At 65.9% G+C, this 11,813-nt stretch carries 10 protein-coding genes and 3 pseudogenes; 4 read left to right on the plus strand and 9 right to left on the minus strand.

Annotated elements, in window-relative coordinates:
* Positions 1–6 precede the first annotated feature (6 nt).
* From ACWFRJ_RS34785 to ACWFRJ_RS34795, 3 genes are read right to left on the minus strand one after another with little or no spacing between them, the layout of a single operon-like run.
* Positions 7–1,041, minus strand: a complete 1,035-nt coding sequence (locus tag ACWFRJ_RS34785; RefSeq protein WP_453540203.1) for a TauD/TfdA family dioxygenase — start codon at positions 1,039–1,041, stop codon at positions 7–9.
* Complete coding sequence (locus tag ACWFRJ_RS34790; RefSeq protein ID WP_453540206.1) at positions 1,038–2,087, minus strand: UDP-glucuronic acid decarboxylase family protein; 1,050 nt, start codon at positions 2,085–2,087, stop codon at positions 1,038–1,040. The genes ACWFRJ_RS34785 and ACWFRJ_RS34790 overlap by 4 nt, the downstream gene beginning before the upstream one ends.
* Positions 2,088–2,137: 50 nt before the next feature.
* Entirely contained in the window at positions 2,138–3,055 is a 918-nt protein-coding gene (locus ACWFRJ_RS34795; RefSeq protein WP_453540209.1) for a hypothetical protein, read from the minus strand.
* Positions 3,056–3,372: 317 nt separating this feature from the next.
* Here ACWFRJ_RS34795 and ACWFRJ_RS34800 point away from each other — a divergent pair, with 317 nt between their 5' ends.
* Entirely contained in the window at positions 3,373–4,470 is a 1,098-nt protein-coding gene (locus ACWFRJ_RS34800) for an integrase core domain-containing protein (RefSeq protein WP_453540211.1), read from the plus strand.
* Between the two features lie 101 nt (positions 4,471–4,571).
* On the opposite strand, the gene ACWFRJ_RS34805 is transcribed toward ACWFRJ_RS34800, so the two are convergent.
* The 3 genes from ACWFRJ_RS34805 to ACWFRJ_RS34815 form a co-directional block, all read right to left on the minus strand.
* Positions 4,572–4,937, minus strand: coding sequence for an ArsR/SmtB family transcription factor (locus tag ACWFRJ_RS34805; RefSeq protein ID WP_453540214.1), 366 nt, complete (start codon positions 4,935–4,937; stop codon positions 4,572–4,574).
* A 187-nt stretch (positions 4,938–5,124) separates the two neighbouring features.
* Entirely contained in the window at positions 5,125–5,499 is a 375-nt protein-coding gene (locus ACWFRJ_RS34810) for a hypothetical protein (RefSeq protein WP_453540216.1), read from the minus strand.
* A 161-nt stretch (positions 5,500–5,660) separates the two neighbouring features.
* Complete coding sequence (locus ACWFRJ_RS34815; protein ID WP_453540219.1) at positions 5,661–5,813, minus strand: hypothetical protein; 153 nt, start codon at positions 5,811–5,813, stop codon at positions 5,661–5,663.
* Between the two features lie 96 nt (positions 5,814–5,909).
* On the opposite strand from ACWFRJ_RS34815, the gene ACWFRJ_RS34820 reads away from it, so the two are divergent.
* Positions 5,910–6,986 (plus strand): integrase core domain-containing protein, encoded by a 1,077-nt coding sequence (locus ACWFRJ_RS34820; protein WP_453540222.1) that lies wholly within the window; start codon positions 5,910–5,912, stop codon positions 6,984–6,986.
* A 117-nt stretch (positions 6,987–7,103) separates the two neighbouring features.
* On the opposite strand, the pseudogene ACWFRJ_RS34825 reads toward ACWFRJ_RS34820, so the two are convergent.
* A pseudogene (locus ACWFRJ_RS34825) lies at positions 7,104–7,369 on the minus strand (IS5/IS1182 family transposase); the annotation flags it as partial.
* Positions 7,370–7,956: 587 nt separating this feature from the next.
* Between ACWFRJ_RS34825 and ACWFRJ_RS34830 the strand changes: the two are divergent.
* Positions 7,957–8,415 (plus strand): hypothetical protein, encoded by a 459-nt coding sequence (locus tag ACWFRJ_RS34830; protein ID WP_453540225.1) that lies wholly within the window; start codon positions 7,957–7,959, stop codon positions 8,413–8,415.
* 169 nt (positions 8,416–8,584) lie between these two features.
* Here the strand turns inward: ACWFRJ_RS34830 and ACWFRJ_RS34835 are convergent, their stop codons facing one another.
* Entirely contained in the window at positions 8,585–10,096 is a 1,512-nt protein-coding gene (locus ACWFRJ_RS34835; protein WP_453540228.1) for an SMI1/KNR4 family protein, read from the minus strand.
* An 853-nt stretch (positions 10,097–10,949) separates the two neighbouring features.
* Positions 10,950–11,126, minus strand: a pseudogene (locus tag ACWFRJ_RS34840) (pirin family protein); the annotation flags it as partial.
* A gap of 82 nt (positions 11,127–11,208) precedes the next feature.
* On the opposite strand from ACWFRJ_RS34840, the pseudogene ACWFRJ_RS34845 reads away from it, so the two are divergent.
* A pseudogene (locus ACWFRJ_RS34845) lies at positions 11,209–11,813 on the plus strand (tyrosine-type recombinase/integrase); the annotation flags it as partial.

An 11,813-nucleotide genomic window follows, 5' to 3' on the forward strand; every position in this document is an offset into this window, starting at 1 on the left:
GCGGGGCTACGGCGAGGCCGGTCCGCCCATCATCACGAGCAGCCTTCGTGATCCCTGGTAGGGCAGGCGGCCGTGCGCCATCAGCATGTTGTCGAGCAGGAGGATGTCGCCGGTGACCCACGGCCGGACCACGAGCGCCCGCTCGTAAGCGCTCCGGATCTCCGTCGCGACCTCTCCCGTAATGGGCGAGCCATCGCCGAAGGCGGTGGTGAACGGCGACACCTCGGCCGCCTCGAGAGCGTCGGCGAGGCCTGGTTCCACCGACTCCGCGTGAAAGAAGGAGGCGTGGTTGAACCACACCTGCTCTCCGGTGACGTGGTGCTGCCGTATTGCGGGCCGGGTCCATTCGATACGAAGGCCGTCCTCGATCCACTCGTGGCGCATTCCGAGTTCGCGGCAGGTCCGCTCGGCCGCGTCTCTCGACTGCGTTCCGAGTACCTCCTGCCAGGAAAGGCCGACGCCGGTGCGCAACTCGCGCCGGTAGCGGACGCCCAGTCGCATGAAACGCTCACGCGTCGGGGCGGAGAGGTTTCGCAACACGACCCGGGTGTCGGCGATCGGCGTTTCGCCGCCGGTGTCAGCCGCCTTGTCGCTATAGAAGGCCAGCAAGGTGGGCCAACTTGCCGAGTACGACAGCTCGCTGTGCATCGCGATGGTCTGGTCCGCCGGATGATCGGTCGATGTATAAAGCCGGTCACCCACGACGGACCGGGGAGAGGAACGGTCCTGGTAATCCATGGAGTGCGGGCATACGGCGGCGAAGAACCGCTGGAATAGTTCACTTCTGGGCGGACGGAACCCCCGGAACAGGATTCCCCCGTACTCATGGAGAAGGGATCTGATGGATTCGGATTCCGTCGCACACCAACCGGCCAGGTCGACATCGTCGACCGCAGGCTCGACCACGGCGGGACCCGGACCTTCGCAGGATACGGAAACCGGATTTCGAGGCACCTCGGGGACGGGGGCCAGAGCACCTGGGTCGAACTCGCTGAACTCTTGGAGCTGGCGCGCCCGGCGTTCCCTCCGGCTCTCGCTCATGATGGGACGCTCCTCTCTTTCGAGCCCCGGGGAGATCTCGTGGCCGCCGGTTCGAAGTCCGGCGCTTCCTGGTCCGGCACTTCCTGGTCCTGTGCTTCCTGGTTCTTCGAGAACCAGGCGATCGTCCGGCGCAGTCCGTCTTCCAACGAGACGGACGGTTTCCACCCGAGCAGCGCGTCGGCCCGGGAAATGTCAGGGCACCGGCACTTCGGATCGTCCGCCGGGAGGCCCAGGTGGCGCAGCGGCGACGCGGACCCGACCAACCCGCCTATCCGGTGGGCCAGTTCCGTGACGGTGAGTTCCTCGGGGTTGCCGATGTTGACGGGGCCGAGGTGCGGGCTTGCCGCGAGGTGGAGGATTCCGTCCACGGTGTCGTCGACGTAGCACAGCGACCGGGTCTGGGTGCCGTCCCCGTGGACGGTCATGGGGTCGTCCGCGAGCGCCTGGCGGATGAAGTTCGGAACGACGCGCCCGTCCCCCGACCGCAGGCGCGGGCCATAGGTGTTGAAGATCCGCACGATTCCGGCATCCACGCCGCGGCGCGTGGCGTGGGCGACGGTCAGCGCCTCGGCGAACCTCTTGGCCTCGTCGTACATCGAGCGCTCGCCGACCGGGTTGACGTTGCCCCAATAGCTCTCAGCCTGGGGATGTTGGAGCGGATCTCCATAGACCTCGGAAGTGGAGGCGAGGACGAAGCGGGCACCCTTCTCGCCCGCCAGCTCCAAGGCGTTAGAGGTCCCCTGACTGCCGACCTGGAGTGTCTCGATCGCCAGGCGGGTGTAGGCGACGGGCGAGGCCGGTGAGGCCAGGTGCAGTACGAGATCGACGGGACCGTTCACATGGAGCGCGGCACTGACGTCCGACCGGACGAAGGCGAAACGCGGGTGGCCGAGCAGGTGGCCGACGTTCTCGCGTGACCCGGTGCACAAGTTGTCCACGCAGACCACATCGCACCCCGAGGCGATGAGGGCATCACACAGGTGCGATCCGAGAAACCCCGCTCCCCCGGTGACGACCGCGCGCTGGAAGGTTCTCCTGGGCGGCATGGTTCCCCCGGTACGAGCGGTGTGGCGGGCTTGCGGCCGATGGCTGGACATCAACGACCGGCGGCCTGGTTCAGCCGCCGCATCTCCTGCACGAACGGCGCCCTGGCCACCAACTGCTCAAAGATCCGTTCGTCGAGATCCCGGTCCCTGTCCTTGGTCGCGGGATGGGTCAGCGGCCACGTCAGCTCGTCGCAGGCCAGTGCCGCGAACTCATGGCCTGGGTCCGCGGTGTGTGTCGCGTCCGCCCGGAAGCCGAGGTTGGTGACCAGATTCGCCGTCGGGATGATTGCCTTGCCGCGGAGGAGGCAGATCAGGAACCACTGGTAATCCCAGTCGTCCTGCCCCTTTCCCTCATAGATGCGACCCCAACGCCCTTCCCACAGTTCGCGTTCCGTCGGGTCGGGGAAGTGCTCTGCGAGCACTCCGCTCTTCACGATCTCGGGCCAGTCGGAGATCCACATGTCGTAATGCTGCCAAGCACGCCGCCAAGTGGCCCAACCCCAGATGGTGTTGTACTTCGAGAAGTAGTACGACTCCGGCCGAAGATGAGGCTCAAGGTAGTGGGTGCCACCGATATGCATCACCTCGCTGTCGTCCGCGTAACGGTTCAACAGCTCCTCGGCGAAGGAGAAGAAGGACACATCCGCGAGAGTGTCGTCCTCAATGATGATGCCGGCTTCGACATGCTCGAAGAACCAGTCGATCGCACCGGCCACGTTCACCTTGCAGCCTTGGTTCTTGTCCCCGTATCTGCGCTGGACTTCGCAAGGCCAGTCGATCTTCTCCTCGATGATCCGACGCACTTCGGCGACCGCGAGATCATCACCCGGGACATCGGACTTCGGCCCGTCCATGGCGATGAACAGTTTGGCCGGCCGCACCTCCCGGATCCGATCCATCAGGACAGGAGCCAAGTCTGTGCGGTGATAGGCGACGAAAAGGACTGGCGTCTGAAAGCCCTCTGACATGAATCCCCCTCGGTCTCTTCAAGGACAGCCACGGCTACGAGGCCACCCCGGTCATGGGCGGGCTGATTCGGAACGGGCGAGAACCAGCTCCGAACCAATTCGTAGGCGAACAGTTCGATGCTATTAGTGGCCATCGAATCGCCGCGAGAGGCTACAGGGCAGAATCCGGTGCCCGAACTGACATGGCGGGCGTGTCCACCTGGGCAGGGCGTTTCGCTTCGGCGGCGGGTTCAGCACACTGTAGGTGCCGAGAACTCCGTCCGCGCAGGTCACCTCACTCGCCCGGTGATCGGCACAATGGGGCAGGATGACGGCTCGTGCTGACCCGTCTCGCATACCTGACGATCACCCATCTGTTCGCAGCGATACGGCTGTTGTGGGCGAGCGACCACGACAAGGCCGCCGAGACCCTCGCCCTACGCCACCAACTGGACGCGCTGCTACGGAAACGCGCCCCTCACCGGGTCGCATTCACCGCCGCGGACCGCACCTTCCTCGCGGCACTGCTCCACCATCTCCCGCGGGCCTCCCTGGGCCGACTGCGACTACCGGTACGCCCCGACACGCTGCTGCGATGGCACCGGGAGCTGATGCGCCACCGACACGCCAGGACATGCGCCCCCAAGCGGCCCGGCCGCCCGCGCACCGTGCGTTCCATCCGCGTCCTCGTACTGCGCCTGGCCCGAGAGAACCACACCTGGGGCTACCGGCGCATCCACGGCGAACTCACCACTCTGGGCATCAAGGTCGCCGCCTCAACCGTGTGGGAGATCCTCAGGAAGGAGGGCATCGACCCGGCACCCCAGCGCACCACCACGACCTGGGCTGTGTTCCTGCGCTCGCAAGCCGACGCCCTGCTGGCGATGGACTTCCTCGAGACGATCTCGCTGACCGGACAGCGGCAGTACATCCTTGCCGTGATCGAGCACGGCACCCGCCGCATCCGCATCCTGGGGACCACCGCCCGCCCCACCCACGACTGGGTCACCCAATCGATCAAGAACCTGGCCATGGACCTGGCCGACGCAGGAGCACGGGCCAGGTTCCTCATCCGGGACCGGGACATGAAGTACCCCGCACTCATGGACGAGATCCTCGCCAAGGCCGGCATCCGCACCGTACTCGCTGGCGTGCGCATTCCCCGGATGAACTCGCACATGGAGCGGTGGGTACGGACCTGCCGCCGCGAGCTTCTCGACCACACCCTGATCTGGAACGAACGCCACCTCCGCCACACCCTGCGCGAGTTCGAACACCACTACAACGAACACCGCCCACACCGCAGCCTTCAGGCCGCCACCCCACTCCGGGCCCTACCCAACCCGATCACCGATCCCGACCGACCCACACGCCTGGACATCCACAGACGCGACCGTCTCGCCGGCACCCTCCACGAGTACCGACACGTCGCCTGACCAGCACGGACGGGGTTTTCGGCACCCACAGAGTCCCTCGGCGGGCCGCTACCGGAGGACGTTGAACCTCGCTGCTACGTCACGACGGCTCTGGTCCGCAGTCAGGACTGAGGCGAGTGCGCGGCGGGTTGTACGGGCTGCTCGGAGTCCTGGAGTTCGGCCAGCAAGGCGGTCTGGCCGGCGAGGAGTTCGGTGAGGATGCGGCGTGCTGCACGCAGGAGTTCGGCGACATCGCCACCGGCCAAGGCGTATGTGACAGTCGTGCCTTCGCGGGCGGAGACGACGATGCCGGAGCGGCGCAGTACGGCGAGTTGCTGAGAGAGGTTCGAGGGCTCGACGTCGATCTCGATGAGCAGGTCCCGTACCGATACCGGCCCGTTCTGCAGGAGTTCCAGGACACGGATGCGGACCGGGTGCCCGAGCATGCGGAAGAACTCTGCTTTGACCTGGTAGAGGGGCGCCTGCACGGGATCTCCCACTTTCCTGACGCGGATGAGGCCCTGAGATGGGGGCGCGGCGGCCCTGACCGCCGCCGCGCCCGGCGTGACGTCCCATCCTCCCCGGCCGGGGCTACTCGATCCGAGAGTTCAGAAGATGCAGAGGTAGTGGCTTGAAAAATTCTTCAAGTAGCGGGCGTAGAAAAAACGCCGGAGCTCACACCTCGATCTGCTCCTCGGTACGCTGGAGGAGACGGCGCGCCATAGCGAGGTTCGACCGGGCCTTGTCGATGACGAGATAGATGAAAAGACCGTTCCCCGACCTTCCGGTCACCGGACGGATGAGGTGGTACTGGGTACCCAGAGTGACGAGGATGTCCTCGATCTCGCTCTTGAGGCCCAGCATCTCCATGGTGCGCACCTTGGCGCGGATCAGGTCGGTGTTGCCGGCCGCCGCGACGTTCAGATCCAGGTCCTTGCCGCCGCCCAGCGTGCCGAGCGCCATGCCGCTTGTGTAGTCGACGACGGCGGCTCCGAGCGCTCCTTCGGCCTCGCTCAGCAGGGTTTTGAGGGACACTTCCACACTGGTCACGGGTCCTCCTCCGAGGGATGTGAAGGCTGGTTGTCCGGCCCTGGCGGGGACTCTAGGAGTCACGCCGCCACCCGATGCGACTTGAGGCGAAAGCAGCCGCAGTTGCCCCCTTGGGATCGGTTGGATGCGCTTGCGTGCCGTACTGGGGCTGCTTGCTCGACCTACTTGTCGGTCGCGGACTGTGCGCGCGGCGGGCCCGGGGTGAGTCCGCCGAGCAGCGCGGTGAGCGTGAACTCGAATCGTTCGTGCGCCGCGCCCGAGGTCAGCCCGCGGATGTGGGCGACCGTGCTCGGGAACCTGTCGAGCGGCAGCATCCAGTACCTGTCCCGCTCAGAAATAGGATTCCGGTTCTGGCCTGCAGCTTCTCCACGCGGGGCAACAGCCTCAATGGCGCCTGGGATGCTCCTTCGATGTCGCTGTCGATCGTCACCACCCTGGTCCGGAATCTGATCAAGCTGCCGTCTGCCGTGCTCCGCAGCCGCGTGGCCAAGGACGCAGAGGTCCTCGCGTTACGGCATGAGAACGCGGTGCTGCGCCGTCAGATCGCCCGCGTCCGCTACGAGCCCGCAGACCGAATCTGGCTTGCCGCGCTCTCGCGGTTCGTTCTGCGCGAGCGCTGGCGCCAGGCCTTCGCGGTCACCTCCACCACACTGCTGGCCTGGCACCGCCAACTCATAGCCAGGAAGTGGATGTTCACGCGGCACCGCCGCCCCGGCAGACCCTCCACCGCGCCCGCCGTTAAACAGCTCATCCTGCGCATGGCCCAGGAGAACAGCAGCTGGGGCCACCGCCGGATACAGGGCGAACTCGCCCGCTTCGGCTACCCGATCGCCCCGTCCACAGTCTGGGAGATCCTCCACACAGCCGGCATCGACCCCGCGCCGCAGCGCTCCGGCCCCACCTGGCGGCAGTTCCTGACCGCCCAGGCCCACGGCATCATTGCCGCCGACTTCCTGCACCTGGCCACCATCTCGCTCGAGCGCCTGTACGCCCTGATCTTCATCGAACATGGCACCCGCCGCGTCCACCTCGCCTGCATCACCGCCCACCCCACCGCCGCGTGGACCGTTCAGCAGGCCAGGAACCTTGCCATGGCGCAGGGGCACCGGTTGGAGTCGCTGCGCTTCCTCCTCCGGGACCGGGACAGCAAGTACACCCGTTCCTTTGACACCGTCTTCGAGGCCGACGACGTGGAGATCCTGCTCAGCCCGCCGCAGGCGCCCAAAGCGAACGCGATCCGCGAGAGAGACGTGGGCACCCTCCGCCGCGAGCTCCTCGACCGCATGCTGATCTACAACGAGGCCCACGCTCGCGCAGTCCTGGTCGAATACATCAGGCACTACAACGGACACCGCCCCCACCAGTCCCGGCAGCAACTGCCCCCGGACAGCACCGAACCAGCCACCGTCACCGATCTCCAGGCCCACCGGATCCGGCGCCAACGCCTCCTCGGAGGCCTGATCAACCAGTACGAAAGAACCGCCTGACCGAACGGACTCGCCGCAGCTCACAACACCGAATCGTATTTTCGAGCGGCATAGGACCTGCTTGTGAGATTTGCGGGTGTCGGCGTCGATGACCACCTGGTAGTTCGTCGAGTATCAAAAGTTCTTGGACTGCTCGGCAACGTTGTGATCGCGGGCGGGCACCCGTGTTCCATCCATGAGTTGATACGGCGTGAGATTTGTTCGCCAGTAGGCCCCACCAGCAGCACGCGGCCTTCCCGGGGAAGCTTCCACGGCCGACCCTTGCCCGGAGCGTCGACGCCCTCTCGCCGCAACTACGTCACCAACTTCGCGAAAGCGCGCGGGCTCAGCCCGGTGAATGGGGCTATCCAGGACGGCTCCGACGCCGTGATCACACCAGCCACGCCGAGATCATCTCACTTCTGGCTCGGAGCTCGGATGTGACCCGTCAGCCGTCGCGCACCTTCCTCCACGGGACGCCGTAGTGGTCCAGCCGCTTCCGTTCGCCTACGACAAGAAGGCTTGAAAATAGGCCCATTACCATGCTGTACAGGGCGATCTGAAGGTCCACCCTCCCAACGGCCAAAGCGCAGATGCCGCCGAAAAAGAGAGCGCCGACGAGCCCGCAGAGCAGCGGATGGCGCAAGAACCGCCCGCGCGGCCACAGGGGTGGCCGATCGCCCCCCAAGTAGCGGTCGAGCGCCCAGAACGCCCGTTTGAATGCCCCCACGCCCCCATCACCCCAACTTTCACTGCCGCAGCTTGAGTAATCGTAGAGCTCTGGGACCAGCGCAGTCACGAGTCTGGCGTCGAGTGAGCAAAGCCTCCCTAAGGGCTACTCCCCCTGCGAGCGGGTGCACATGGTCCACGTCCACTCTGGCGGCGATTGCGAGAGAACCGAACCGGGCACGGCGGGCACCCCCACGGGCGCCGACCAGAGCACGGTAATCGACTCATCCGAGCAGGCAGCGTCCTGACTCCGCTGCTCCTGGTGGCCGTCGCGGTGGCCTTGCTCCGTGCAGGAGCGATCCCAGGCTGCCACCGTGCAGCGGAATCCGGCTCCTGTGACGTCGGTCTGATCATGCTTCTGGGCATGCTCGGAGCGCCCGCTCACGTAGTGGGGCGGTTACAAAAGATGGGCGGCAGTTGGAACCCCTACAGCCTTCCCTTCTACCAGGAACTCAGCAAGCTCCCCATCGGGGCACTCACAGCGGTGCTTGGACTGCTTCTGGTGGACACCGAATGGCTGCCACTGATCAAGGCACCCACCACGTGGCGTGACGTCACGGCCTATGCCGTGGTCTTCGGGCTCGCGCAGATCACCCTCACCCGCAATATTGATCACCACGCGGAGAAAATACTCGCATCGGAGCCGGATCAAGAAGAAGCCGAGCAGTTGGAGAGAATCCCCGACAACAGAGTCGGAAGAACAACAGAGTTCACAGCTTGAGGGTCGAGTCGCCCGGCACGAGGGTCGGGCGGTCATCGTCGATTGCTTCCGTCCCTTCCGCTGCAAGCCCTGCGGCAGGGGCGGAAGCAATCGATACGGCCTACAGGTGACCTTGGCAACCGCGCCCGGTGGGATGCCACTTCGGCGGGTCGTTCAAATTGATTCTTCGCTAAGCGTGTTCCGGCAGTCGGCCGCTGTAGCACCGGACGTCGTAGCTGTCGGCGCCTAGGCTCACCGCCCACGCGGCCAGAGTCCCGGGCGAGGGGGCGTCGGCCAACACAGCGACGGCCAGGCCGGGCGGGCGGCCTGCCTGCTGGGTGAGTTCGTGCCACTGCTCCGCACGCATCGCCAGGTACCGCAACCCCGGTATCCCGATGACCGCTCCAAGATCGCGCACTGCGGCCCGGGACAGATCCAGGCCGTACAGCCGGGGGCAGTCCCGCAGCGGTGTCAGGGAGAGGGGCTCGGCAGATCGCACCGTCACCGCTGCCAGCGCAGGATGCTCCGCTAGCGCGGCCAGCTCCGCGTCACTAGTCACCTGCACGTGATGTACGGAGGCGTCAGCCGCCGCACCTGCGCTGCCCGTTCCGTTGCCTGCTCCGTCGGCGGTGTCGCCGCGGCGCTTCGGCAGCCCTGCATCAATCCACAGCTCCTCACAGGCGGCATCGCACAGGTAGTCGCCGCGCTCCAATGCCTCCAACTGCAGCCGCAGCAGTTCGGTCACCGAGTCGGCCACATAGACGGGGCCATTGTCGTGGTGCAGTCCTATCCTGATCACCTGCCCCGGACGCCCGCCCTCGGCCGGGTCCATGTCCACCGCCAGGAAGTCACCGCCGGTACTCTCCGCGAAAATGATCCAGCCGGGGCGGTCGGCCGAGGACCGCACCGTGGCGTGCGGCAGGCCATCGGAGCGCTCGGAGCGCACTGAACCGAGCGTGTGATGCTTCCAGGTGTCGCCCGCCGCCCACCACCGGTCCGCGTGATGGAGGGCGACCAACTGGTCCAGGCGCAGCCAGGGATGGCGGTCGAAGAGCCGTGAACCGCCGTCCCCGCCATCGCCGTCAGCCACTGCGTACAGTGCGCGCAGGTCGTCCGGGAGCCGCACACCCAGCGCCCGCTCAAGGTCCTTGATCTCCTCAGCATCCCGGGGAGCGGGCAACTCATCCCCGAAGCACTCAAGTCGTCCTGGCTCCCGTCCGAAGATCTCGGCCCGCTTGCACAGGTACGCCCACAGCAGCCGCACCGCCTCCTGCGGATCCCCCGCCTGCAAGAGGCGCGCGGGTCCGGCCTGGAAATCACCGGCGTCGGGCGGACGGACGTCAGGCTGCAGGACATAGACATAGTCCGCTTCTCCAAGTGCGCCACCCGACTTGCGCACCACCGCCCGGCTGGTCACCGCCTCGAACCGGCCGTCGGGATACACCACCAGGTCGATGGCCAGCTCGTCGGCCCCGGTGTCATCCAGCTCGAATACTTGCTGCATCTGTTTGGGTGTTCGCACGGATCCGGGGCGCGACCTGCCGTCTGCGAGAACATTGACCGCCCCGTGCCCACCCGTGCCGTGCCGGTCGGCATGAACGCTGATCGACGCCCGCTGCCAGCCCCTGGGCGCCCCCTTGGCAAGACTGTGCGCCATACGCTGCAACAGCGCGGTTATTTCCGGGTTCTGTGGGCTGGTCATGCGGCTCCCTTTCACCTTTCACCGATCGGGTTACATCGGCCTGTGTGTGGCCCCATTGCAACATCAGCCACCGACAACGAGACCAGGCGCATCACGCCCGCAGACACTTGAGCAGCCCGGTGCCGTCCGGGTACGAGCGCAGTACGGGTAGGCCACGTCGCTGATCAGCCACTGCTAAAACGCCGAGCGGCCGTGCCGTCCTGTGAGTGCCCGAAACTCGACTATCGCTGCTGCCCTAGCCTTGCGGTCGAGGTCAGGCAGGTGCGGCCGTCTCCCGGCGAAACAGCTCCATGGGCACCCGGGCCGGGTCGACAGAGGCGCCATAGAGCTGTCCAGCCCAACGATCGGCGCCTCGGACGATTGCCCGGACCAAGATCCGGACCAATTTCGGACCAGCCCACGCCAAGGAGCCTCACCGACTGCCGTTTCCGCTGGCCAGCATGGGTGCAACTGATGTACCACCAGCAGACGAAGAACCTGATGGGACGCGATGCACATGTGGCCGATGTGCTCCTCTCAGCACGAAGCCGCTCCGAGACCTGTCCACGCCTGCACAGCCGCCATCAGGCAGAAACCATGTGGTTTGTTGAGCGTCTCCAACCAGCCCTCTCGCGAGCAGACCCGGCCACGAACCGCTGGAGCCCATGCGCCCTCTCCCGCTCAACCGAGCCACGAGCTAGCAATGGAATGACCGGCTCTCGATGACGGTGGCGGCTAGGCAAACGCAGGTTCGGTGGCAGCAGCCGCACGAAGTCGACCTGACATGCCATCAGAAAGGTCAGCATTAGGTTTGCTAAACCCGCCCCCACAAGATCACATCCTGCACTCCGACCCTTTCGGACGTCCTCGCAGATCAGCGCGCCCGCCCCCGGGGTTTCAGTGGCACCGACGGGAGTTCCGGGGCGGGCAGTGGGTCCCCGTCGTACCCCTGCACCTCACCGAACCGGGTCCCTGTCATCCAATCCGAGCGCGCCTGTGCGATGTCCTCGTGTGACCGCCCGATGAAATTCCACCACATAGAGAGTACTTCGCTGCTTTGCGCAGGTCAGAGGCACCTCAGTCCTCGGGCGGTCAGCAAACCGTCAGCATTGGACTTCAGGAGTCGGCGACCGATGGCGAACAGAACCCTGGCGCACGGCATGGGTACCTTCTTCAAGGACTGCGATCACGCCCAGTCGAGATGGCCGAAGTGCCCACACCTCTACAAGATCCAGTTCCGCAACGCCGCTGGGAAGCAGACCGTTGAGTCCGGGTTCGAGACCGACGTTGCGGCGATTGCGCGTTTGACGGATGTCTACAACGCGAAGAGGGCTACGCCGGGCCGTGCGAGTAGGGCGGTGCGTATTGCGAAGTATGGGGCGATGTCGTTTCGGGAGTATGCGAGGGAGTGGCGGGAGAGTCAGCGTCATCTGGAGGGGTCCTCGTTGCGGCATCTGGACTCGCTGCTGGAGCATCACATCTTCCCTGCGCTGGGGAGTCGGCGGATGGATGCCTTCGATCACAAGGTGGTGGACGGGTTCATCAAGGCGATGGAGCGCAACGGGGCCGGGCTGGCCACCCAGTCCAACGCGTTCGACAAGGTGAAGTCGATCCTGCTGGATGCTCACCGGCTGGGGCTCTACGACGGGAGTCCGCTCGACGGTGTCCGGCCGCCGCAGTACGACCCTGCGAAGGCGGTCATCCCCTCGGTGCCGCAGCTGGCGGCGATACGTGCGGC

The organism is Streptomyces sp. NPDC055239 (genome assembly GCF_053606205.1).